The organism is uncultured Nocardioides sp. (assembly GCF_947489365.1).
Taxonomy (GTDB): domain Bacteria; phylum Actinomycetota; class Actinomycetes; order Propionibacteriales; family Nocardioidaceae; genus Nocardioides.
The window spans coordinates 173613-197273 of sequence record NZ_CANLDB010000005.1 but is presented as its reverse complement, the minus strand read 5'-3'; the positions used below and the strand labels follow the sequence as shown (position 1 = coordinate 197273).

Sequence of the window (23661 nt, the reverse complement as noted above, 5' to 3'; positions counted from 1 at the left end):
TGTGGATCCCGACGACGCCCCACGTCTCGTGTCCGTGTGGCGGGGTGCCTTGGCCGACGTCCTAGACGGCGCTGGCGATGGAGAGGCGGCCGTCGGCGAAGACGTGGAGCGGGTACATAACGTAGCGCCCCGGATCGGGGCGGGTGAGGTGCTTGGGGAGCTCGAGACCCGCCGCCAGCGTCGCCTCGAGTTCGTCGCGGACGGCCGCCGTCAGAACGCGCTCAATGAGGTCCTGGTCGACGAGGACGGTCATGCGCTCGGCGGGCGCGGCCACCGCCGGCACGTCGCTGCTGATCGGGACGGTCTGCAGCTGGGTCATGGACGGATAGTGCGCCCCATCGGGCCCGTTGGCCACACCAAAGGCCATGCGCGCATTTACCGCGCGGGGCGGTTCAACGAGCAGTAAGAATGCGGCAGCGGTGACAGAGCGGCGCTCGGCAGAGCTAGAAACCGCCGATTATGACAGGGGACTCGATGTCCCTCGGGCTCTTTCCGTGGTTGGCGACTGTTCGTACTGGATCGCCGAAAAGTCGCCTCTGCGTCTCTTCTAATACTGCGGCGTAGCATCGACCCGCCATCCGCATCCGTGCCACATAGAAAGCGCCTCGGGCATGCATTCCTAGCGTTTCGTACCTGTCCGCTCACCCCGAAGAACACTGCTTCAGATGCTGCCATTTTGTCACAGCGACCCTCAGGGGTAGCGGTGCACGGCCGTCATTCTAGAGGTCTGCTTCGTAGATCGCGAGGAAGATTCCTGCGGCCTGTTCGATTCGAATAGCTGGCAGTTCTTGTGAAGAGCCTGCGAGCAGTTCTGCGATGTCAAGGCCCTGCACATTCAGCCCAATCGTGGTCGAAATTTCGCGAAGAGTCAGTTCGCAGAGATAGGCGTAACCAACCACTCGAAACCAGAACATCGGCAAGGTCGTAAGTGAGTTGCCGCTGCGTTGGAACATTTCCACCATGGGTCCCAAGTCCTTGACCCTCCCGGGTGTGGAATATTTGTTCGAGAACCAAAGATAGTCGCCGACCTCCGTCCCGCCTGACTCGTTAAGTCTAAGAAGGGTCCTTGCTGCTGAGTAAAGTTGATCGCGAGAAAGGTGTTGTCTCTGATGGACCCACGGCCCACGCACGCTCGCGCGAAGTGGTTCGGCTCCCGTGAGCATTCGACTCACTGCTAGGTCGAATTTTAGAGGTGAGTAGAACTCTCTGTCGAGTCGAGTGTCGCCGAGAATTACTCGCTGTTGGATCAAGAGGCATACCGCTACTGGGCGTAATAAGCGATATATGAATGACTTTGCATAGTCGCCATCTGGATTGAGGTCCCAAGACGCACTCTCCGCATGCACGGCCACCCTCCAATAGACATCTCGACACGCTTCGAAGAGTTGATATCGAAGGGGGCCAATCTCGGCGATCTGTCTGAGCCGAATTTCATACCGCTGGGCCGTCTCTGCTTGACGAACGATCGTTGATCGCTGCAAAAAGTGGCTAACAATGCCACTCGTAATTGCCGAAGTGCCAATTGCAGATAAGACGAGGCCCCAGTCCACAGAGTGATAGTACGCGCTTATCAGGCGTTAGGTCGATCAACACAACTTGCTGCCGTGTCGGCATTCCTCATGATTCAGGCTGGGTTCGCCACCCGGAACCCAATGTTCGCGCTGGCCGCGTCGGGCCCGTTCGACGAGCGGGCGGCGACGCGGTAGCGGTGGCAGTACGACGCGTGGCACAGGTAGGACCCGCCGCGCATGACGCGCAGCTCGGGGCCGTCGCCGGGTCCGTCCGGGCCGGTGGGGTCGGCGGTGGGTGAGTCGGAGTAGTACGTCGGGGAGAACCAGTCCGCGCACCACTCCCAGACGTTGCCGGAGGTCTGGTGCAGGCCGTGGCCGTTGGCGGCGAACGCCTTGACCGGGGCGGTCGTCAGGTGACCGTCGTCCAGGGTGTTGGCGGTGGGGAAGGTGCCCTGCCAGATGTTCATCCGCCACCTCCCGCGCGGGGTGAGCTCGTCGCCCCACGGGTAGCGGGCGCCGTCGAGGCCGCCGCGGGCGGCGTGCTCCCACTGCGCCTCGCTGGGCAGCACGGTGCCGGACCAGGCGCAGTACGCCTGCGCATCGCGCCACGACACGTGGACGACGGGGTGGTTCTGCCGCTTCGAGACGTCCGAGCCAGGGCCCTCGGGGTGGCGCCAGTCCGCGCCCCGCACGGCCAGCCACCACGGGGTCGCGGCGACCTGGTGCAGCACGTGGCGGCGCTCCCCGGCGTACGCGAGGTGGAACACCGCCGAGACGCCCAGGTCCTCCGCGTCGGTGACCCAGCCGGTGGCCTTCACGAAGGTCGCGAACTGCGCGTTGGTGACCGGTGTGGGTGCGATCAGGTACGGCGACAGCTCGACGGTGTGCAGCGGCAGCTCGCCGTCGCCGGCGTACCCCTCGTCGAAGTGGTCGCCCATCGTGAACGACCCGCCCGCGATCGGCAGCAGGCCCCGTCGCTGCGGCGCCGCCCGCTCCGGGAGGGGCCGCGGGTCGTGCCCGGGGTCGGCGTCCAGCGCGGGGTCTGGCGCGGGGACGCTGCCCGTGACGTCGCCGGCGCAGCAGGGGGAGGGCTCGCTCATCGCCGTCGAGGTTAGTCGCGGTCCGCACCCCACTGTCGGTGACGTCGTGTGGAGTGCCGCCATGGTCTCCCTGCCGCTGTGGGCGGTCCTCGCCGTATCGTCAGACGCGGCCGAAGGTAGGGCGCGACACGCCGACGCAACGCGACACGCCGTACGGGGTCGATCGGTGTTGACGTCGTCGAACACGTGTTCGATCATGAGGGGTGACCACCGCCCCTGACCTCGACGTGCTGCGGGAGCGCATCCGCGGCATGGAGCAGGCCGGGTCGCGCACCGGGGTCGAGCTGCCTACGCACCCCGCGCTGGCGGGGCTGCTGCGCCTGCGGGCGGGGTCGTCGTACGCCGTCGACAGCCTCAGCCTCGCCGCCCTGATGATGGCCGGGCCGTCAGTGGAGGGGTCCTGGACCGCGGTGGTGGGGGTCGGCGACCTGGGGGCGGAGGCGTTCGCGTCGCTGGGGGTCGACCTCGACCGGACTGTGCTCGTCCCCGACCCCGGCGAGTCCTGGCTCGAGGTCACCGCCGCGCTCGTCGACGTCGCCCCGCTGGTCGTGCTGCGCCCGCCGCCTCGGGTCTCCGAGGCCGCCGCGGCGAAGCTCGCCGCCCGCCTCCGCAAGCGCTCCGCCGCGCTCGTCGCGCTCGGGGACTGGCCCCGCTGCGAGGCGCGCCTCGCGGTGACGGGCCTCCGCTGGACCGGTCCCGACCACGGCGCCGGGCACCTCGCCGGTCGCCACGTCGACCTGCTCGTACGACGGGGTGCCGGGCCGGCACGGGAGGCGTCGCTGTGGATCCCCGCCGACGGGTCCGTCCGGCGCGACCGGACGGGGGAGAAGGTCCGGCCGCTGCTGGGGGAGGTCGGCTAGTGGACGGGCTGCTGCGGGGTCCAGCGCGGGTCGCGGCCGGTCATCGCGACCAGCCGCTCGAGGTCGGTGGCGTCGTCGCCGACGGCGACGGGCGGGCCGAACAACCCTCCGTCGTCGTTCGCCGGCGCGTCGAAGCCCGCCACGAACGCGGTGCAGGCCGCCACCGCCGCGGGGTCGGGCGACCAGTCCTGGCCGGTGGAGCGGGCGAGGTCCCAGCCGTGGACGACGAGCTCGTCGAGCGCGACCAGCCCCGCCTCGTACGCCGGCATCTCGACCGGGCCGGCCATGGTCGTGCCGTCGTACGCCGCCGGGTCGTCCCAGGCGTCCGCCAGGGCGTCGAGGTCGGTGGCGAGCCGCTCGCGCCAGCCGACGGGCAGCTGGTCGCCGTCGCCGTCGCGCATCAGCGAGGGGTCGAGCGGCTCGCGGGTCGCCGCGTGGGTGAACGCCGTCGTGAGGCCGACGACGTGCTCGGCCAGGTCGGCGACCGTGTACGCCGGGCAGGGTGTCGGGCCGTCCAGCGCGTCGTCGCCGATCCCGGCGACGACCCGCGCGAGGCGCGTGGTGGTGGGGCGGAAGTCGATGCTGGTCGGGGCGGTGTCCATGCCGGTGTCGACCACGGTCGCAACCAGGACTCATCGGGGCCGGTCTGATGGGCGCCCGCGTGATGGTCGTGTGGTGCCCGGACTGGCCCGTGGTCGCGGCGCTGTGGGAGGCCGGGATGCCCGCCGAGTCCGCGCGGCGCGTGCCCGCCGCCGTCCTCGAGAAGGGACGGATCGGCGCGTGCAGCGCGGCGGCGCGGGAGACCGGCGTACGCCGGGGGATGCGGAAGCGCGACGCCCAGTCGGGCTGCCCCGACCTGCGGCTGCTCGACGCGGCGCCGGACCGCGACGCCCGGGCCTTCGAGCCGATCCTCGCCGCGGTCGAGGAGCTGCGACCGGGGGTGGCGCCGCTGCGGCCGGGGCTGCTGGCGCTGCGCTCGCCCGGCGTGTTCTACGGGGGTGACGCCCACGCCGGCGCCGTCCTCGCCGAGCAGGTCGTCACCGCCGGCGCCTGGGACTGCCGCGTCGGGGTCGCCGACGACCTGTTCACCGCCGAGCAGGCCGCCCGCCGAGCCGCGCCGCAGGAGACCGAGGTCGTCGCGCCCGGCGGCTCCGCGGCGTACCTCGCCGGCCTCCCCGTCGAGGTCGTCGACACCCAGCCCGACGCCGGCGACCTGGTCTCCCTGCTGCGCCGGCTCGGGCTGCGGACTCTCGGTGACCTCGCCGCGCTGCCCGCCGACGCGGTCGGCTCGCGGTTCGGCGCGTACGGCGCCTGGCTCCACCGCGCCGTCTCCGGCGCGGGCACCGGGGTCGGCCACCTCGGCGCCCGCACCCCGCCGCCCGAACTCGCCCGCGAGCAGGTCTTCGAGCCGGCCGTCGACAACGTCGAGGTGCTCAGCTTTTCGATCCGCCGGACCGCCGACGCGTTCGTCGCCGGCCTCGCCCACCACGGGCTCGCGGCCACCGAGGTCCGCGTCGAGGTGGAGACCGAGGACGCCCCCGGCGTCGCCGTCGGCCGCGACTGGCTGCACCCGCGGGTCTTCACCGCCGCCGACCTCGTCGACCGCCTGCACTGGCAGCTGTCCGGGTCGACCCGGGGGCGCGGCGTCCCCGCCGGGCAGCGGACCGGCACCCAGGTGGGCTCACCGGTGACGCTGGTCCGCTTCGTGCCCGTGGTCGCCGTCGGTGAGGCCACCCACGCCGAGGGCCTGTGGGGCGGCTCCACCGACGAGCGCGTCGCCCGCGGCCTGGCGAAGGTGCAGGGCATCCTCGGCCACGACGCCGTCCTCGTGCCCGTCCTCCAGGGCGGCCGCGGGCCGGCGGACCGCCAGGCGCTCGTCCCGTACGGCGAACGCCCCGTCGCCCTCCGCGACCGCGCCCTGCCCTGGCCGGGACGCCTGCCCGACCCGCAACCCGCCCGCGTGCTGGCCGAGCCGTGGCCCGCGGCGATGGTCACCGGCGACGGCCGCCCCGTCGTCGTCGACGACCGCGGCGCGATGAGCGGCGTCCCCGGCCGCTTCCGCACCAGCGCCGCCGAGCCCTGGCAGCCCGTCGCTGCCTGGGCCGGCCCGTGGCCCGTCGAGGAGTCCTGGTGGGAGGAGGGCGGCGGCTCGCGCCTCACCCGCTTCCAGGTCGTCGGCGTCGACGGTCGCGCCTGGCTCCTCGCCCTCGCCGGAACCGAGTGGTGGACCGAGGCGGGCTACGACTGAGCCCCCGGGTGGGTCCGGTCGGTCGTCGTCGGCAGGTGTTCCAGGTAGTCCCTGACGTTCCGACCGTGATTCTGGCCGGATCCGGGTCAGAACGTCAGGGACTACCCGCGCCCCACCCGCCCCGCCCCGGACGCGTGCGCAAGAACGAGACCAATGAGCCGATCAGGCCCGATCAGCCCCCGGATCGGTGATCGCACTCGTTCTTCCGTACGGGGTTTACCCGTCCCCCGACGGCGTACGCCGCCGTGGTGAGGACCGACGTGCAGACAAGGCTCACAGGCCCCTCACCGACCTCAGGTCGGGACTTCTGCACGTCCGTCCTCACACCTCAGCCCTCCCGCCGCTCCGCCCGCCGCCGTGCGTCGTCGTGGGCCCGCCGCACCAGGTCCGCGGCTGGGCCGTCGGGGGAGGGGCACACGATCGAGACCCACCCCTGCGCCCGGTAGACCGGGTGGGGGAGGACGACGTCCGTCGCGGTCCAGTCCCACGCGCCGGGCTCGTCGCCCGGGTCCTCACCGGTCAGCGCGGTGAAGGTCGCGGCGCCGACGTGGACGTTGAGCCGCCACCGTCCGGGCGGGTCGAGGTCGCACAGGGTGTCGTCGGGGTAGTCCTTCGTCACGACCGTGGTGTGGGGCTGCTCCCGGGTCGGCACCTCGCCGTCCGGGGCGTAGTAGAAGAAGTGGTCGCCCCAGGCGATCTCGGGGAAGGGTCCGCCCTCGGTCGGGGCGAGCTCGAGCACCCCGTCGAGGGCGCGGACGGTCTCCAGCAGGCGCTCCAGGCTCATGGGTCGAGTCTGGACGCGACCGCCGGAGCGCGCGAGGGCCGAGGCGTGCGTTAGCGTCGCGATCCGTGAGTGCGCAGGCCCCGTCAGCAGTCGTCCTGGTCCGTGCGGAGCGGTTCCACCCCAACCCCGCGACCGCCGCGGACAACGCCTTCCAGACCGACGTCCCCGCGGGCCGGTCCGAGGGTGACGTCGAGGCGCGGGCGCTGGCCGAGATGGACGCCGTCGCCGACGCCCTGCGGGACGTCGGGGTGCGGGTGCACGTGTTCTCCGACTCCGACCACACCCGCCCCGACAGCGTCTTCCCGAACAACTGGCTGTCCACCCACGCCGGCGGTCTGGTCGCGGTCTACCCGATGTACGCCTCCAATCGCCGCCACGAGCGCCGCGCCGACGTGCTGGAGATGCTGAAGCGGCAGTACCGCGTCCAGACGATCGTCGACTACTCCGGCCTCGAGATGGACGGCATCTTCCTCGAGGGCACCGGCGCGATGGTCCTCGACCACGTCTCCCGGGTCGCGTACGCCGCCCGCAGCCACCGCGCCGACACCCACGTGCTGGAGCGGTTCTGCACCGACTTCGGCTACGAGCCGATGGCCTTCGAGGCCGTCGACTCCGGCGGCGTGCCGGTCTACCACACCAACGTCATCGGCTGTGTCGGCACGGAGGTGGCCCTCTTCGCGCTCGGGATGATCCCCGACGAGCAGCGTCGGGAGCAGGTCCGCGAGCGCCTCAGCGTCAACGGCCGGACCGTCGTCGAGATCACCGAGGAGCAGGTCCGCGAGTTCGCCGGCAACGCCGTCGAGCTGTGCGGGCGTACGCCGGAGGGTCGCCGCCGCTACGTCATGGTGATGTCGGCGCGGGCCCGGGCGAGCCTGCGCGACGACCAGGTCGCGGCCATCGAGGAGTCGTGCGAGGTCGTCGCCGTCGACATCCCCACCATCGAGCTCGCCGGCGGGTCCGTGCGCTGCATGATCGCCGGCGTCCACCTCGACCGGCGCCCGCCGCAGGTCGAGCCCGGCATCACCCAGGCGGTCGAGGCCATCGACGCCGACCCGCGCACCGCCGACGGTCGGGACCTCATGGGCGTCGCCACCGACTGAGACGTTGTCGTCGAACACGCGTTCGACTACCGTGGTGGGGTGAGAGACCGGGACCGCGGCTGATGGGGTGGGACAACCCCGCGATGCCGTGGCGGGAGCTGGAGAAACGGCTCTCCGGTCGCCCCGTGGTGCCGGACGCCCCGGACGTCGAGGCGCCCATCTCGACGCGGAAGCGCCGCGCGGGCAAGAGCCTCGACGCCGGCGACGCCCACGACCAAGGCGGGACGCCGTACGCCGAGCTCCACTGCCACTCCTCCTTCAGCTTCCTCGACGGCGCGAGCGGGCCGGACGACCTGGTGGCGGAGGCGGTGCGGCTCGGGCTGCACGGGCTGGCGATCACCGACCACGACGGGTTCTACGGCGCACCGCTGTTCGCGGAGACCGCGCAGGACCTCGGCCGGTTCGGCTCCACCGGGCTCAAGACCGTGTACGGCGCCGAGCTGAGCCTCGGCCTCGAGGTCCCGCAGAACGGCATCCCCGACCCCGTCGGTCAGCACCTGCTGGTCCTCGCCCGGGGCGTGGAGGGCTACCACCGGCTGGCCGCGGCGATCACCGACGCGCAGCTGCGCGGCAACGGCGAGGGCGTGAAGGGCCGCCCCGTCTACGACCTCGACGCGCTCACCGACCGCGGGCGCGGCCACTGGCTGGTGCTCACCGGGTGCCGCAAGGGCGCCGTGCGCCAGGCCCTCGCCCGCGGCGCGGGCCCGGCACGGGAGGCCCTCGCCGACCTCGTCGCGCGGTTCGGGCACGACAACGTCGCCGTGGAGCTCACCGACCACGGCCACCCCGGCGACACCGAGACCAACGACGCCCTCGCCGCGCTCGCCGCCGAGGCGGGGCTGCCGACGCTCGCGACGGGCAACGTCCACCAGGCACGCCCCGTCGACGGCCGGCTGGCGGCGGCGATGGCCGCCGTCCGCGCGCGCCGCAGCCTCGCCGAGATGGACGGCTGGCTGCCCGCCGCCGGCGGCGCCCACCTGCGCTCGGGCGACGAGATGGCGCGGCGGTTCGCGCGCCACCCCGGCGCGGTGGCCCGCAGCGTGGTGCTGGCCGAGGAGTGCGCCTTCGACCTCCAGCGCGCCACCCCGCGGCTGCCCGACCGCGGCATCCCGGCGGGCCACACGGCGACCAGCTGGCTGCGGGTGCTGACCGAGCGCGGCTTCGAGTCGACGTACGCCGGGGGCCCGCTGGAGATCGACGCCCGCGAGCGGGTGGAGCACGAGCTGTCCGTGATCGCGGACAAGGAGTTCGCGGGCTACTTCGTGATCGTCCACGACATTGTCGCGTTCGCGCGCAGCCAGGGGATCGTCTGCCAGGGGCGGGGGAGCGCGGCGAGTTCCGCGGTCTGCCACGCGCTGGGGATCACGGTGATCGACCCGGTGTTCTACCGGCTGCCGTTCGAGCGGTTCATCTCCACCCACCGCGACGAGGAGCCCGACATCGACGTCGACTTCGACTCCAACCGCCGCGAGGAGGTGATCCAGTGGGTCTACGACACCTACGGCCGCGACAACGCGGCGCAGGTCGCGAACGTCATCACCTACCGGCCGAAGTCCGCCGTCCGCGACGCCGCGAAGGCGCTGGGGCACTCCCCGGGCCAGCAGGACGCGTGGTCGAAGCAGATCTCGTCGTGGGCGCGGGTGATGGTCGCCGAGGGCGGCACGGAGGAGGACCCGGGCATCGACGTCCCCGCGCCGGTGCTCGACCTCGCGGACAAGTTCCTCGGCGCCCCGCGCCACCTCGGCATCCACTCCGGCGGGATGGTCCTGACGCGGCGCCCGATCGGGGAGGTCTGCCCCATCGAGCACGCCTCGATGGAGAAGCGGACGGTCCTGCAGTGGGACAAGGACGCCTGCGAGTACATGGGTCTGGTCAAGTTCGACCTGCTCGGGCTGGGGATGCTTGGCGCGATCGCGCAGATGACCGAGATCCTCGAGACCCACCTCGGCGAGCGGTGGCCGCTGCGCGACATCCCGCGCGAGGAGCCGGCCGTCTACGACATGCTCTGCCGCGCCGACTCGATCGGCGTCTTCCAGGTCGAGTCCCGCGCCCAGATCGGCACCCTGCCGCGGCTGCGCCCGCGCTGCTTCTACGACCTGGCGATCGAGATCGCGCTGATCCGCCCCGGCCCCATCCAGGGCGGCGCCGTCCACCCCTACATCCGCCGCGCCACCGGGAAGGAGGAGGTCACCTTCGCCCACCCGCTGCTCGAGCCCGTGCTCGGCCGGACGCTGGGCGTGCCGCTGTTCCAGGAGCAGCTGATGGAGATGGCGCGGGTGCTCGGCGACTGCACCGCCGACGAGGCCGACCTGCTGCGTCGCGCGATGGGCTCCAAGCGTGGCGTCGAGCGGATCGAGCGCGTCAAGGAGTCGCTGTACGACGGGATGCTCGGCAAGGGCATGAGCCGTGAGCTCGCCGACCGGGTCTACGTGCAGATCCTGTCGTTCGCGAACTTCGGGTTCGCCGAGTCCCACTCGCTGTCCTTCGCGGTGCTCGTCTACGCCAGCTCGTGGTTCAAGCTGCACTACCCCGCGGCGTTCCTCGCCGGGCTGCTGCGCTCGCAGCCGATGGGCTTCTACTCCCCGCAGTCGCTGACCCAGGACGCCACCCGCCACGGCATCGAGGTGCTCCGCCCCTGCCTGGTGCGCTCCGCCGCGGAGGCCGACCTCGAGCTCCTGGACGGCCACGCCCCCGGCCCGACCGGGCTCGACGCGTGCGTCGCCGGCGACCACGTGCCCACGCCGTACGACGAGCACGCGCCGGACCCCTGTCCGACCCACCGCCGCGACGGCGCGTACGCCGTACGGCAGGGGCTGGACGCCGTCCGCGGGATCAGCACCGAGGTCGCGGAGCGGATCGTGGCCGCACGTGCCGAGCGGCCGTACGCCGACCTCGTCGACCTGTCGCGGCGCGCCCGGCTGGAGTCCGCCCAGCTGGAGGCGCTGGCCACCGCGGGCGCCTTCGACGCCTGCGACTTCGGCGGCGGCTGGAACCGCCGCGAGGCGCTGTGGGCCTCGGGCCACACCGAGTCCGAGGGCCACCTCGAGGGCATCCGCGTCGCCGGGCCGCCGCCGACGCTGCCGACGATGGACGACGTCGAGACCACCCTCGCCGACCTCTGGGCGACCGGCACCTCCCCGGAGGGCCACCCCTTCGTGCACCTCCGCTCGCGGCTGACGGCGGCGGGCATCCGGTCGGTCGCCGACTGCTGGAGGGTCGAGCCCGGCCGCCGGTACGTCGTCGGCGGCCTCGTCACCCACCGCCAGCGGCCCGGGACGGCCAGTGGGACGACGTTCCTCAACCTCGAGGACGAGACCGGGATGCTGAACGTCGTCTGCTCGCCCGGCCTGTGGAAGCGCCAGCGCCGCCTCGCCACCCACTCCGCCGGGCTGCTGGTCCGCGGGATCGTCGAGCGCTCCGAGGGGGTGGTCAACCTCGTCGCCGACCGCCTCGACGCCCTCGAGACCCTCCACCCGGACGCCGGTGCGGCGCTCGCCGCGCGGCACCGCTCACGTGACTTCCAGTGAGCGCGGGTCAGCCGGGCCACCCCGCGGGTACCGGGACCACATGAGCGACGACAAGCCGACCCAGTCCGCAGGCCAGGTCTCCGACGCGGAGTCGATGGCCGACGCCGGCCAGGAGATCTACCCCGACCAGGCGACGGCCGGCTACCCCACCCACCCCGAGGACGACGACAACATCGACGGCGCCACCGGCGTCGAGGGCTCCAAGCCCCAGGAGGGCACCGCCGGGCCCAACGCCTCGCCGTACAGCGGGAAGCCGACGAACGACTGAGTCCCTACTCCGGCACCTCGACCGTCACGGCCGGGCCCGGCTCGGAGACCATCCGGCCGGGCAGGCCGCGGCGCACCTGCGCGCGGAGCTCGTGGGTGCCGGGGCCCAGGGACAGCGTGGTGCTGGGGGTGTCGGTCCAGGCCGACCGCTGACGCTCGCCGTCCGTGAGGATCTGCAGGCGGATGGCGTCGGCGCTGGAGCGCTCCCGCTCGCCCTCCCAGGTCACCCGCACACGACCGTCGTCCAGGACGCCCGCCGCGATGCGGGGGGCGGGGTCCCACGTCTCGTCGGCGTCGTACACCCGGACCTTGCCGTCGAACACCCCGAGCCGGCCCATGGCGGACAGCATCCGGTCCGCCATCAGGGTCTCGCCGGGGGCGTCCGGGTGCGAGCCGTCGTAGGTGTACTCGGCCGGTGACCAGGTGAGCCTCGACCCGGTGCGCAGCCGGTTCACCTGCACCAGGCAGGGCCGGGAGCCCCACTGCTGCTCGATGAGCTCGTTGGCGGCGTCGGTGCGTTCGTTCTTCGCCTCGGTGGTCACCTGCTTCGACGGCTGCTCGGCCGTGGGGATCTGACCCAGCACGAAGCGGGTGCGCTCGCGGCCCAGCTCGGCGTCGACCGCCCACACCTGCTTCATGTAGTCCGCCGTCCGGGCCGCGATCACCTCCGGCGTGGCCTTGCGGGCGTTGGCGTCGTTGAAACCCAGCTGCAGCACGACCACGTCGGGCTCGTGGTCCCGCACCAGGTCGGCGACGGGGTACTGCGCCTCCAGGCTCTCGAACGTCGACTTCGCCTGGGCGGCGTGGAACAGGTTGTCGTCGAAGCCGTGGTCGAGGTGCTCGTAGCCCTCGGGGGCGTCGGAGCCGTTCAGCGCGATGGTCGGCCCGACGAACGCGACGTCGTCACGCTTCTCCTGCAGGCCGCGCCACACCCAGTAGCGGTACGACGCCGACCCGGCGCGCCCCTGGGTCATCGAGTCGCCGACGAACATGATCCGCAGGTCGCGGTCCCCCGGGTCGAGGAGCTCGCACGAGGCGCCGCCGTCGGCGACCTGCACCTCGCCGGGCACCGGGTCGGACGGCTCGCCGCGGCCCTGCGTGACGAGCAGGCTGACCACGACCACGACGGCGACCATGGCTCCGAGGAGGGTCAGTGCCCAGGGGAGGAGACGCCGGCGCACGGCGTGCGTCGTCTCGCCCATGTGTGAGGTCCTCCCCGAGTACCCACGCCGTCGACGGCGTGGCGGCTTGTCCTGCGACGTCCGCCACGGTAGTTGAACACTCGTCCACCCGCCTAGCGGACACCTGGACCGGCGCGAGGCAGGGCGACGAGGAGGACCGCGGCGAGCAGCAGCACCGGTGCCGTCCGCAGCGCCGCCGTCAGGCCGGCGAGGGCGATGAGCCCGCTGACCAGCACGACGCCCAGCGAGCTCGCCGTCCGCAGCAGCGCGAACGCCTCCGCCCGGCCGGCCGGCGGGGTCGCGTCCTCGACCCGCAAGGAGTACGCCGTGCTGAGGAACGGCAGGCAGAAGCCGACCCCGAAGGCCCCGAGGAGGACCACCGCGAGGTGCCACGAGGTGGCCACCAGCGCCGAGGCGACGGCGGTCGCGAGCAGCAGGACGACGACCGCCCGGACGGGCAGTCGGCGGTTCAGGACGCTGACCACCACCCCGCCGAGGACGGACCCGACGCACAGGGTGAGCGCGAAGACGAACGCCCCGGCCGGGTCGAGGCCCTCCGCCAGCGCCAGCGAGACCGCCCCGACCTCGACGCAGGCGACCGCCGAGCTCCCCGCCAGGGCGCAGAACAGCCAGGGGAGCACCGCCCGGGACGGCCGGCGCTCCGGGGCGGCGGTCGGCTCCGTCGGGTCCGACGCCTCCTCGCTGACCGTCGTACCGACTGCCAGACGCCGGGGCGACAGCAGGACGACGGGGGCCGCGCCGATCGCCGCCACGACGAGCAGCGCCGCGACCGGCGAGCGCGCCCCGACGATCGCGGCGAGGAGCGGTGCCGTCGCGAAGGCCACCTCGTTCGCGGTCGCGGCGATCCCCAGCGCCCGCGGCAGGCGGGCGGGAACGACGACGTCGTTGAGGAGCGTCCGCACCAGGCCGTAGGCCGCGCCGTTCACCACCCCGGCCGCGGCGGAGAGCACCAGCAGGACCACGAAGGGCGCCGCGAGCAGGACCGCTCCCGCGATGCCGAGCAGCGCGACGGCGCGGAGCGCCAGCAGGCCGCGCAGGTACCGCACCGCCTCGAGGTGACGTCCGCCCCGCGACAGCGGCACCGCGCCCGCGATCTGGGCGGCCGTCATCGCCAGCACCATCGCGGCGCCCGCCCGTGCACTCCCCGTCGCCTGCAGCCCCAGCAGCCCGAACGCGATCGGGGCGGCCGCCTGCGGCACCGACAGGGTGCCGTGCGCGACCTGCCAGCGGACCAGCCCGGCGCGGCCCGGCTCAGCCCTCAGCGGGAGGCACCACGTACGCGGGACCCGGCGCGGTGACCATCCGTCCCGGGGCGCCGCCGCGACGCAGGACCAACGAGACCTCGGTGCCGGGGCGCAGGGGCAGGATCACCGACGTGCCGGCGGTCCACGCCGTGAGGCGCGGCGCCCGGCCCGGAGGCGTGATCCGGAGCCGTGCCCGGTCCGCGCCGGCCAACCGCTCCGACTCCGCCCAGTCGAGCCGCTGGTCGCCGCCGTCGACGGCCTCACCGGTCAGCTCGAGGCCCGGCGTCCACGGCTCGTCGGGCCGGTAGACGTCGGGGCGGCCCCGCAGCACGCCGAGCAGGCGCAGGGCGTCGAGCATCCGCTGGGCGATGATCGTCTCGCCGGCCGTGTTGGGGTGCCGGCCGTCGAAGGTGTCCCGGACCGGTCGCCACCGCGGGGCGCTGCCGGTGCGCAGGTCGTTGGGCACGGTGAGGCACGGTTCCGCGAGCTCCTCGCCGACGAGGCGGTTGGCCTCCCGGGTGACCCCGTTGCGCTCGGCCAGGGGCCGCGACCCGCTCCGGCCGGCGAGGGGGATCTGCCCGAGGACGAAGCGGGTGGGCCGCTCGCCCCGGGTCTCGTCGACGTGGCGGAACGACCGCACGAAGGCCGCCGTCCGACGGGCGATCTCGGTGCCGTCGGCGTGGTTCGCGTCGTTGTAGCCGAGCTGGAGGACGACGACGTCCGGGTCGTAGCGCCGCGCCAGCACCCGCGGCGGGTCCGGGTGGGTCAGGAACGTCGACCCCGCGAGCGCCGCGTGGGCCAGCTGGCGGTCGAAGCCGTGGTCGAGGTGCTCGTACGACGCCCGCGGTGGCACGTCCCGCGGCGCCCGGTGGGTCCGCAGCCGCGGCCCGACGAACTCCGCGTCCACGCCGGCCTCCTGCAGCCCGCGCCACACCCAGTAGCGGTAGGTGGCCGAGCCCGACAGGCCCTGGGTCATCGAGTCGCCGACGAACATCACCCGCAGCGGGCGCCGCGCCGGGTCGAGAGGGGCGCAGCGCTGGGCGTCGCCGTCGGTGTCGTCGGGCTGGCCCTCACGCTCCAGGGGCAGCACCCGCGGTCGGTCGGGGTCGGCGGCCGCGGGGGCCGCGGAACCGACGGACGCCGGGCCCGCCACCAGGAGCGCGAGCAGGAGGGCGCGCAGGACGACGGCGGCCGGCCGGCCGGGGAAGGGGAGCCGCACCCGGCGACGGTAGCCGTCCGCCGGCCGCTGTCGGTGGACCGTGGCAGGGTCGTCGGCGTGTCCCTCACCGTCCACCACGCGCCCGGCACGGCGGCCCTCGCCGAGGGTCTCGCCGCGCTCCTGGCCGAGCCGGTCGACGACCCGTTCGTCGAGGAGGTCGTCGTGGTGCCGACGAAGGGGGTCGAGCGGTGGCTCGCGCAGCGCCTGAGCCACCGTCTCGGTGTCGGGGCCCGGGGTGGCGACGGGGTGTGCGCCGGGGTGCGGTTCCTCAACCCCGCCTCCCTGGTCGCGATGCTGCTCGACCGTGAGCGCGACGACCCGTGGGCGCCGGACCGGCTCGTCTGGCCCCTGCTGGAGACCATCGACGCCAGCCTCGGCGAGCCCTGGTGCGAGACGCTCTCCGCGCACCTCGGCCACGGCGTGGACGGCCCCGACGGCGAGCTGCGGCGGGCTCGTCGCTGGTCGGTCGCCCACCGGCTCGCGAGCCTGTTCGCGTCGTACGCCGTCCAGCGGCCGGGCCTGGTCACCGCCTGGCGGGCCGGCGACGACACCGACGGCACCGGACGCCCGCTCGAGGCCGACCTGATCTGGCAGGCCGAGCTGTGGCGGCGGCTGCTGCCCCGCGTCGGCGCGCCTCCGCCCGACGAGCGGCAGGCCACGGTGCTCGACCGCCTCGCCGCCGGGGGCGACGGCCTGGCCCTGCCGGGCCGCCTCTCGCTGGTCGGCCACACCCGCCTGCCCGCGAGCGAGGTGGAGCTCCTCACCTCGCTCGGCGAGCACCGCGACGTCCACCTCTGGCTGCCCGTGCCGTCCGCCGTCCTGTGGGACGCCGTCCGCGCCGCGGCGCCCGGCGGACCCGTGCCCCGCGCCGAGGACGCCACCGCCGACCTCGGTGGTCACCCGCTGCTCGCCTCCCTGGGCCGCGACTCCCGCGAGCTCGGTCGCGCCCTGGCGCACCTCCCCGACGCCGCCGTCACGGTGCCGCCGGAGCCGGAGGCGACCACGCTGCTCAACTGGCTGCGGGCCGACCTGCGCGCCGACACCGCCCCCGACCCGGCCACCCGGGAGTCGCGGGTGGTCGCGGCCGACGACCGCAGCCTGCAGGTCCACGCCTGCCACGGCCCGTCGCGGCAGGTCGACGTGCTGCGCGAGGTCCTCGTCGGGCTGCTCGAGGACGACCCCACCCTCGAGCCCCGCGACATCGTGGTCATGTGCCCCGACATCGAGGCCTTCGCGCCCCTGGTCTCGGCGGGGTTCGGGCTCTCCTCGTCCGACCGGGGCGACCTGGCGCCCGCGGTGCACCCGGGGCACCGCCTCCGGGTGCGGCTGGCCGACCGCTCCCCGGGCAGCACCAACCCGCTGCTGGCCCTGGCCGACCGGCTGCTGCAGCTGAGCGGCGGCCGGGTCACCACCACCGAGGTCCTCGACGTGATGGCCTCCGACGTCGTCCGCCGGCGCTTCGCGCTGGACGACGACGACCTCGACCGGGTGCAGCGATGGGTCGAGGCCGCGGGGGTCCGGTGGGGGCTCGACGAGGAGGCCCGCGCACCGTTCGCGATGCAGTCCTTCGGGCACAACACCTGGCGGGCCGGGCTCGACCGCGTGCTGCTGGGCGTGGCGATGAGCGGCGACGACCACCGCCACGTGGGTCGGGGGCTGCCCCTCGACGACGTGGGCAGCGGGGAGGTCGAGCTAGCCGGGCGTCTCGCCGAGATGGTGGACCGCCTCGACGGCTGCCTGCGCGCCCTCGAGGAGGCCGGGCCGGTGAGGGTGTGGACCGCCGCGCTGCGCGACGGCGTCCGAGCGCTGGGTGACGTGCCCGCCGACGAGGTCTGGCAGTGGTCGCAGCTCGAGCGCGAGCTGGACCGGGCCGCGCAGGGTGGGGACGGCGCCGCCGAGCTCGGCCTCGCCGACGCCCGCGCCATGCTCGCCACCCGGCTCACGTCCCGGGCGACCCGCGCCAACTTCCGCACCGGCACGCTGACGGTGGCCACGATGAAGCCGATGCGGTCGGTGCCCCACCGCGTCGTGTGCCTGCTCGGCCTCTCCGACGACACGTTCCCCCGCGCGGCCGTGCCGGACGGCGACGACGTGCTCGCCCGGCGGCCCCTGACCGGGGAGCGCGACGCGCGCGGTGAGGACCGCCAGCTCCTCCTCGACGCGGTGCTGGCCGCCGGGGAGCACCTGGTCGTGACCTACGACGGCGCGGACGAGCACACCGGCGCGCGCCGACCGCCCGCCGTGCCGCTCGGCGAGCTCGTCGACGCCGCCGAGCGGACGGCGACCCTCCCCGACGGCCACCGGGTCGTCGTGCGCCACCCCCTCCAGGCCCACGACCCCCGCAACCTCAAGGGCGGGCCCCCCGCCGACGACCCGCCGGAGTGGGCGGTCGACGGGCTGGAGGGACCCGACCGGCGGCCCTTCGGCTTCGACCCCACCAGCCTGGCGGGCGCCCGGGCCCTGGTGGCGGACCGCCACGAGCCCGCGCCGCTGCTGACCGGCCCCCTCCCGGAGCGCCCGGTCGAGACCGAGGTCTCCCTCGACGACCTCCGCCGGTTCCTGGCCCGGCCGGTGGCGACGTTCCTGCGGGAGCGCCTCGACGTGGCGACGTCCCGCCTCGTCGGCGAGAAGGCGACGGCGATCCCCGTCACCCTGAAGCAGCTGGCGAAGTGGGAGATGGGGGACCACCTGCTGCGCGAGATGCTCGCGGGTGCCGACGTCGACGCCCTGCTCCACGCCGAGCTGCTCGGGGGTCGGCTGGGGCCCGGCCAGCTCGGCGAGGCCTCCCTGCGCGAGGTCGCGCAGGAGTGCCAGCAGCTGTGGAACAGCACCGTCGCGCTCCGCGAGGGAGGACCCCGGGCGGTCGACGTGGACGTCGAGCTGGGCGGCGACCTCGCGGGGCGCCGCGTCGTCGGCACGGTCACCGGTGTCCACGCCGACCGGGTGGTCCGTCTCGGGTACTCCCGCCTCAAGGCCACCCACCGGCTGGCCGGGTGGGTGGACCTCCTGGCGCTGTCCGCACAGGACGTCGCCACGCCCTGGACCTCCCACGCGGTCGGCCGCGCCTCCCGCGGGGCGCGACGCGCGCTCGCCGGAGGGGTGCACGACCGGGGCCCGGCGCTGCTCGCCGACCTGGTGCGCCTGCGCGACGCGGGCCTGCGGCAGCCGATGCCGCTCCCCGCGGAGACCGGCGAGGCGTACGCCGCGGCGGCCGCCCGGCGCGCGGGCGGTTCACGCATCGACCCCGCGGAGGAGGCCGCCAAGGAGTGGGTGACCGACGTGCACAACCCCCGCGCCTTCCCGAAGGAGGACGCCGAGGCCGCGCACGTGCGGGTCTGGGGTCCCGCGACGCCGTTGCGCGTCCTGCTCGAGGCGGGCCTGCCGTCGGCCGCCCGCAGGGTCTGGGAGCCGCTCCTGGCCCACGAGGAGGTGAGGGGCCTGTGACCACGTCGCCGAGCCCGTTCGACGTCACCGCGGACCTCCCGGTCGGCACCGTCCTGCTGGAGGCCAGCGCCGGCACCGGCAAGACCTGGACGATCGGTGCGCTCGTGACCCGCATGGTGGTGTCCGGCCACGCCCGGCTCGACGACATGCTCGTCGTCACGTTCGGGCGCGCGGCCAGCCGCGAGCTGCGCGAGCGTGTCCGCGCCCAGCTGGTCGAGGCGGAGCGCGTGCTCGCCGGGGAGGACGACGAGACCGCCGAGACGGACTCCGACCTCGTCCGGCTCCTGCGCGACCTGCCCGACGCGGAGCGGGCGGCCGGCCGGGTGCGGGTGCGCGAGGCGTTGGCGGCGTACGACGCCGCGACCATCGTGACCACCCACCAGTTCTGCAGCCTGGTGCTCGACTCGCTCGGCGTCGCGGGCGACGTCGACCCGTCCTCGCAGCTCGTGGAGAACCTCGACGAGCTGCTGGGCGAGGTCGTCGACGACCTCTACCTGCGCGCCTTCGCCTACGCCGACGCCCCGCCCGTCTTCGACCACGAAACCGCCCGCGCGATCGCCGCCGACGCGGTCGGCGACCCGCAGGCCCGGCTCGAGCCCGCCGACGCGGACCGCACCACGACCGAGGGACGCAAGGTCGCCTTCGCCCGGGCGGTGCGCCGCGAGGTGGACCGCCGCAAGCGCCGCCAGGGGATCCTGTCCTACGACGACCTGCTGAGCCGGCTGGCCGACGCGCTCGCCGACGAGGACGGCGCCGCCCGCCTCCGCATGCGCCGCCGCTGGCGGATCGTCCTCGTCGACGAGTTCCAGGACACCGACCCGGTGCAGTGGCAGGTCCTGGACCGTGCCTTCTCCGGGCACGCCACGATGGTCCTGATCGGCGACCCCAAGCAGGCCATCTACGCCTTCCGCGGCGGTGACGTCTCCACCTACCTTGAGGCCGCGGCCACCGCGGGCGCCCGCCGCTCGCTCGGCGTCAACCGGCGCAGCGACAGCGCGCTGCTGGAGCGGCTCCAGGTCCTGCTCGGCGGCGCCGAGCTGGGCGAGGGGATCACGGTCGGCGACGTGGTCGCCCACCACGGCGGCAGCCGGCTCCTCGGCGCGGACGGGGCCCCGCTGCCGCCGTTCCGGCTCCGGACGCTGCGCACCGACGACTTCGACCGGCGGGGACGCGACGGCCTGGTCGCCGTCAAGGTGTCGCGCCCGCGGGTCGCCACCGACCTCGCCCGCGACGTCCACCGGCTCCTCGGCTCCGGGGCGACCTGGTGCGGCCGGGCGGTCCAGGCCCGCGACGTCGCGGTCGTGGCCTACCGCCACGCCGACCTCGCCGCGGCCCGGGACGCCCTGCTCGCCGAGGGCGTCCCCGCCGTCATCGCGGGCGGGGGGAGCGTGTTCGCGACCCCCGCGGCCGACGAGTGGGTGGTCCTCCTCGAGGCCCTGGAGCAGCCCCACCGCAGCGCACGCGTGCGGGCCGCCGCCCTCACCTCGTTCGTCGGGCTGGGCGCCGCCGAGCTGGACGCCGGGGGCGAGGAGGTCACCGACGCGGTCGCCGAGACCTTCCGCGGCTGGACCGAGCTGTTCCGCCAGCGTGGCGTCGCCGCCGTCCTCGAGACCGCCACCGCCGGTGGCCTGCCCGCCCGGGTGCTGCGGGTCGTCGGCGGCGAGCGGCAGCTCACCGACCTCCGTCACGTCGGCGAGCTGCTGCACGAGGCCGCCCTGACCGAGCGGCTCGGCCTGGTCTCCCTCCTCGGGTGGCTGCGCGAGCAGGTGAGGCTGGGCCGCGAGCGCAAGGGCGCCGAGCGCACCCGGCGCCTCGACTCCGACGCGGCGGCGGTGCAGCTCGTGACGATCCACGCCTCCAAGGGCCTCGAGTACCCGGTGGTGTACCTCCCCGCCGTCGCCGACCGCTGGGTGCCCGACCCGAACCGCCCCCTCTTCCACGACGCCGACGGCACCCGCTGCCGCAACGTCGGCAACGGCGGCGACGGCTGGTCCGACCACGTCGCGCGCTGGCACGCCGAGGAGGCGGGGGAGTGGCTCCGCTACCTGTACGTCGCCATGACGCGGGCGCAGTCCCAGGTCGTCACCTGGTGGACGCCGACCTCGAACGTCGTGGCGTCCCCGCTCCACCGGCTGCTGATGCGCGAGCCCGGCTCCCCGGTGGTGCCCGTGGCCCCGACGCCCCCGTCGGACGACGAGATGGCCGCCCGGCTCGCGGCCTGGGAGGCCGCGGGCGGACCGGTCGTGGAGCGCGCCGACCACCCCGACGGCGGCCCGCCGCTGCCCTCGCGCCCCGACCCGGCCCTCGCGGTGCGCCGCTTCACCCGCACGGTCGACACCGACTGGCGCCGCAGCTCCTACTCGTCCCTGAGTCGGCTCGACAACCTCGCCGCCGGCCCCGACCAGGGCGCCGTCCTGCCGCCCACCAGCGAGCCGGAGGTCCAGGTCCGCGACGACGAGGCCGTCGCGCCGACGGGGACCGCTCCGGCCCTCGGCCTGCCCACGGGGGTCGCCGACGTGGTCTCCCCGATGGCGACGCTGCCGACCGGGGCCACGTTCGGCTCGCTCGTGCACGCGGTCCTGGAGCTCGCCGACCCGGCCGCCGCCGACTGGCGCGCCGAGCTCGCCGGCCACGTGGCCGAGCAGGGCGACCAGTGGGCCGTCGCGGTCGACCCCGACCTCGTCCTCGACGCCCTGGTGGCCGCCTGCGACACCCCGCTCGGACCCCTGGCGGAGGGCGCACGGCTGCGCGACCTCCCCCTCGCGGAGCGGCTGGTCGAGATGGAGTTCGAGCTCCCCCTCGCCGGCGGCGACCGCGGTGGCCCCGGTGACGACGGGCCCGGGGCACGCGAGGTCCTGCTGGGCGAGCTCGCCCCCCTGCTCGAGCAGCACCTCCCAGCGGACGACCCGGTGCGCCCGTACGCCGCCACCCTGCGCGGCCCGCTGGGCCGGCAGAGCCTCCGCGGCTACCTCACCGGGTCCGTCGACGTCGTCCTGCGCGCGGGCACCGCGCCCGACGAGCGGTACCTTGTCGTCGACTACAAGACCAACTGGCTCGGCGGCTTCGACGAGCCCCTCACCGCGGGCCGCTACACGCCCGACGCCCTGGCGGAGGCCATGACGCACTCCGACTACCCTCTCCAGGCGCTGCTGTACGCCGTCGTCCTGCACCGCTTCCTCCGCTGGCGCCGTCCCGGGTACGACCCGGCACGCCACCTCGGGGGCGTGCTGTACCTGTACCTGCGCGGCATGGCCGGCGCTGACACGCCCGTGGTCGACGGCCAGCCGTGCGGTGTCTTCGCCTGGCGGCCCCCGACCGCGCTGGTGACCGCCATGTCCGACCTGCTCGACGGGGCCGACCTGCGCGGGGGTGCGTCGTGACCGAGCTCTTCGAGCCCAGCGACGCCGCGGACCACCGTCTCGCGCTGCGGGCGACCGGTCTGCTGGCGGCGGGCAACACCGCGGGCCTGCTCACCGCCGCCGACGTGCACGTCGCCCGCCGGACCGCCGCGCTCGGCGGGGAGGACGACGACAGCGTGGTGCTGGCGGTCGCGCTCCTGGTCCGCGCGGTACGGCGCGGCGCCGTCGCCCTGGACCTCGACGACGTCCGCGACCTCGCCGACCTGCCCTGGCCAGAGCCCGCGGCCTGGCGCGACGCGGTCGCGGCCTCGCCGCTGACGCGGGCCGGGATGCTCCACGTCGACGGCGGCCTGGTCTACCTGGACCGCTACCACCGGCTCGAGACGCAGGTCGCCGACGACCTGCTCGCCCGCGCGGCGCTGCCGGTGCCGGGAGTCGACGAGGCCCGCCTGGCCGCGGCCCTCGCCGCGCTGGCCGGGGAGCACTTCAGCGACGAGCAGCGCGACGCCGCCGCGGTCGCCGTCCGTTCCCGCACCGCCCTGCTGACGGGCGGACCCGGGACCGGCAAGACCACGACGGTCGCCCGCGTGCTGCTGCTGCTCGCCGACCAGGCCCACGCCCGCGGCGAGCGGCTCTCGGTCGCCGTGGCCGCGCCGACCGGCAAGGCCGCGACGCGGCTCGAGGAGGCCATCCGTGCGGAGCTGGCCGACCTCGCGGACCAGCCGGCCGCGGCCGAGCTCGTCGCCCGGGCGCCCCGGCTGGCCGGCGTCACGCTGCACCGCCTGCTCGGGTGGCGCCCCGACAACGCCACGCGGTTCCGCCACCACCGCGGCAACCGCCTCGGTCACGACGTGGTCGTGGTCGACGAGTCGTCCATGGTCGACCTGACGATGACCGGTCGCCTGCTGGAGGCCGTCCGTCCGCAGGCGCGGCTGCTGCTCGTCGGAGACCCGGAGCAGCTGACCTCCGTGGGCGCAGGGGCCGTGCTCGGCGACCTCGTCGACGCGGCCGGCCCCACCAGCCTGCCCGTCGCGGCGCTGCGCACCAACCACCGCTCGACCCCCGACATCAACGACCTCGCCGAGCGCCTGCGGGAGGGCGACGCCGACGGCGTCATGGCGGTCCTCTCCCGGGACTCCGACGAGGTGGGGCTCGTGGCCGTCGACGGACCCGAGGAGGCGGCGGAGGCGCTGCGGGACGCCAGTCTCGGTGCGGCCCGGGAGGTGCGCGACGCCGCCCGCCGCGGCGACGTCGACGCGGCGCTGGCCGGTCTCGACACCCACCGTCTGCTGTGCGCCCACCGCGAGGGTCCCTGGGGCGTCGGGTGGTGGAACCGCCAGGTCGAGCGGTGGCTCGCCGAGGACGACGAGGCCGCCGGGGTGGCGCCGACGTACGGACCGTTCTACGCGGGCCGGCCGCTGCTGGTCACCGAGAACGACTACACGCTCGACCTCTACAACGGCGAGACCGGTGTCGTCGTCCCCTCCGCGGGGAGGCTGCGCGCGTTCTTCGGGGGTGGCCGCGAGGTGGCGCCCGGTCGGATCGGCGCGCTGGAGACCATGCACGCGATGACGGTGCACAAGAGTCAGGGCAGCCAGGCGGGCACCGTGACGGTCCTGCTGCCCGAGGAGGACTCCCGGCTGCTGACCCGCGAGCTGTTCTACACGGCGGTCACCCGGGCGCAGCGTCGCGTCCGTGTCGTCGGCTCGGAGGCCTCGGTCCGCCGTGCCGTCGAGGCCCGCGCCCAGCGCGCCACCGGGTTGCGGCAGCGCCTCGCGGCCACGGATCGCTAGGGT

Annotated in this window: 16 protein-coding genes; 8 read left to right on the top strand and 8 right to left on the bottom strand. The window is 74.6% G+C overall.

Translation table 11 applies throughout. The features are described from left to right. Positions 1 to 61: 61 nt before the first annotated feature. The 3 genes from Q0858_RS15365 to Q0858_RS15355 form a co-directional block, all read right to left on the bottom strand. Positions 62 to 319, bottom strand: coding sequence for a hypothetical protein (locus Q0858_RS15365; RefSeq protein ID WP_299056162.1), 258 nt, complete (start codon positions 317 to 319; stop codon positions 62 to 64). 400 nt (positions 320 to 719) lie between these two features. Next, a complete protein-coding gene (locus Q0858_RS15360; protein ID WP_299056159.1) occupies positions 720 to 962 on the bottom strand; it encodes a hypothetical protein in 243 nt (80 codons plus the stop codon). A 662-nt stretch (positions 963 to 1624) separates the two neighbouring features. Then, positions 1625 to 2611, bottom strand: a complete 987-nt coding sequence (locus tag Q0858_RS15355) for a formylglycine-generating enzyme family protein (protein WP_299056156.1) — start codon at positions 2609 to 2611, stop codon at positions 1625 to 1627. A gap of 203 nt (positions 2612 to 2814) precedes the next feature. Here Q0858_RS15355 and Q0858_RS15350 point away from each other — a divergent pair, with 203 nt between their 5' ends. Continuing rightward, positions 2815 to 3471, top strand: coding sequence for a hypothetical protein (locus Q0858_RS15350; RefSeq protein ID WP_299056153.1), 657 nt, complete (start codon positions 2815 to 2817; stop codon positions 3469 to 3471). Here the strand turns inward: Q0858_RS15350 and Q0858_RS15345 are convergent. Then, positions 3468 to 4088, bottom strand: a complete 621-nt coding sequence (locus Q0858_RS15345; RefSeq protein WP_299056151.1) for a TIGR03086 family metal-binding protein — start codon at positions 4086 to 4088, stop codon at positions 3468 to 3470. The two genes, Q0858_RS15350 and Q0858_RS15345, sit on opposite strands and share 4 nt — an antisense overlap. Before the next feature lie 32 nt (positions 4089 to 4120). Between Q0858_RS15345 and Q0858_RS15340 the strand changes: the two genes are divergently transcribed. After that, entirely contained in the window at positions 4121 to 5719 is a 1599-nt protein-coding gene (locus Q0858_RS15340) for a DNA polymerase Y family protein (RefSeq protein WP_299056149.1), read from the top strand. A 328-nt stretch (positions 5720 to 6047) separates the two neighbouring features. On the opposite strand, the gene Q0858_RS15335 is transcribed toward Q0858_RS15340, so the two are convergent. Next, positions 6048 to 6503: a DUF6194 family protein gene (locus Q0858_RS15335; protein WP_299056147.1), complete on the bottom strand. Its 456-nt coding sequence runs from the start codon at positions 6501 to 6503 to the stop codon at positions 6048 to 6050. Between the two features lie 65 nt (positions 6504 to 6568). Between Q0858_RS15335 and ctlX the strand changes: the two genes are divergently transcribed. The 3 genes from ctlX to Q0858_RS15320 all read left to right on the top strand — a co-directional run bounded on the left by ctlX (position 6569) and on the right by Q0858_RS15320 (position 11398). Next, positions 6569 to 7603 (top strand): citrulline utilization hydrolase CtlX, encoded by a 1035-nt coding sequence (gene ctlX / locus Q0858_RS15330; protein WP_299056145.1) that lies wholly within the window; start codon positions 6569 to 6571, stop codon positions 7601 to 7603. 62 nt (positions 7604 to 7665) lie between these two features. Further along, positions 7666 to 11130 (top strand): error-prone DNA polymerase, encoded by a 3465-nt coding sequence (locus Q0858_RS15325; protein ID WP_299056143.1) that lies wholly within the window; start codon positions 7666 to 7668, stop codon positions 11128 to 11130. Between the two features lie 40 nt (positions 11131 to 11170). After that, a complete protein-coding gene (locus Q0858_RS15320) occupies positions 11171 to 11398 on the top strand; it encodes a hypothetical protein (RefSeq protein WP_299056141.1) in 228 nt (75 codons plus the stop codon). 4 nt (positions 11399 to 11402) lie between these two features. Here the strand turns inward: Q0858_RS15320 and Q0858_RS15315 are convergent, their stop codons facing one another. The 3 genes from Q0858_RS15315 to Q0858_RS15305 all read right to left on the bottom strand — a co-directional run bounded on the left by Q0858_RS15315 (position 11403) and on the right by Q0858_RS15305 (position 15062). Continuing rightward, the gene (locus tag Q0858_RS15315) at positions 11403 to 12599 is read right to left on the bottom strand and encodes a GDSL-type esterase/lipase family protein (protein WP_299056140.1); all 1197 of its coding nucleotides are present in this window, start codon (positions 12597 to 12599) and stop codon (positions 11403 to 11405) included. Positions 12600 to 12691: 92 nt separating this feature from the next. Next, positions 12692 to 13798, bottom strand: a complete 1107-nt coding sequence (locus tag Q0858_RS15310) for an MFS transporter (protein WP_299056138.1) — start codon at positions 13796 to 13798, stop codon at positions 12692 to 12694. A 52-nt stretch (positions 13799 to 13850) separates the two neighbouring features. Further along, complete coding sequence (locus Q0858_RS15305; RefSeq protein ID WP_299056136.1) at positions 13851 to 15062, bottom strand: SGNH/GDSL hydrolase family protein; 1212 nt, start codon at positions 15060 to 15062, stop codon at positions 13851 to 13853. 57 nt (positions 15063 to 15119) lie between these two features. Between Q0858_RS15305 and recC the strand changes: the two genes are divergently transcribed. From recC to recD, 3 genes are read left to right on the top strand one after another with little or no spacing between them, the layout of a single operon-like run. After that, positions 15120 to 18506, top strand: a complete 3387-nt coding sequence (gene recC / locus Q0858_RS15300; protein ID WP_299056134.1) for an exodeoxyribonuclease V subunit gamma — start codon at positions 15120 to 15122, stop codon at positions 18504 to 18506. Beyond that, positions 18503 to 21886: a UvrD-helicase domain-containing protein gene (locus tag Q0858_RS15295; RefSeq protein WP_299056131.1), complete on the top strand. Its 3384-nt coding sequence runs from the start codon at positions 18503 to 18505 to the stop codon at positions 21884 to 21886. Before recC ends, Q0858_RS15295 begins: the two co-directional genes overlap by 4 nt. Beyond that, the gene (gene recD, locus Q0858_RS15290; RefSeq protein WP_299056128.1) at positions 21883 to 23658 is read left to right on the top strand and encodes an exodeoxyribonuclease V subunit alpha; all 1776 of its coding nucleotides are present in this window, start codon (positions 21883 to 21885) and stop codon (positions 23656 to 23658) included. Before Q0858_RS15295 ends, recD begins: the two co-directional genes overlap by 4 nt. Positions 23659 to 23661 lie beyond the last annotated feature (3 nt).

Bases quoted from the DNA above. Each gene is read 5' to 3' on its own strand.
- Q0858_RS15365 (WP_299056162.1), bottom strand. From the start codon at position 319: ATGACCCAGCTGCAGACCGTCCCGATCAGCAGCGACGTGCCGGCGGTG.
- Q0858_RS15360 (WP_299056159.1), bottom strand. From the start codon at position 962: ATGGTGGAAATGTTCCAACGCAGCGGCAACTCACTTACGACCTTGCCG.
- Q0858_RS15355 (WP_299056156.1), bottom strand. From the start codon at position 2,611: ATGAGCGAGCCCTCCCCCTGCTGCGCCGGCGACGTCACGGGCAGCGTC.
- Q0858_RS15340 (WP_299056149.1), top strand. From the start codon at position 4,121: ATGGGCGCCCGCGTGATGGTCGTGTGGTGCCCGGACTGGCCCGTGGTC.
- Q0858_RS15335 (WP_299056147.1), bottom strand. From the start codon at position 6,503: ATGAGCCTGGAGCGCCTGCTGGAGACCGTCCGCGCCCTCGACGGGGTG.
- Q0858_RS15325 (WP_299056143.1), top strand. From the start codon at position 7,666: ATGGGGTGGGACAACCCCGCGATGCCGTGGCGGGAGCTGGAGAAACGG.
- Q0858_RS15320 (WP_299056141.1), top strand. From the start codon at position 11,171: ATGAGCGACGACAAGCCGACCCAGTCCGCAGGCCAGGTCTCCGACGCG.
- Q0858_RS15315 (WP_299056140.1), bottom strand. From the start codon at position 12,599: ATGGGCGAGACGACGCACGCCGTGCGCCGGCGTCTCCTCCCCTGGGCA.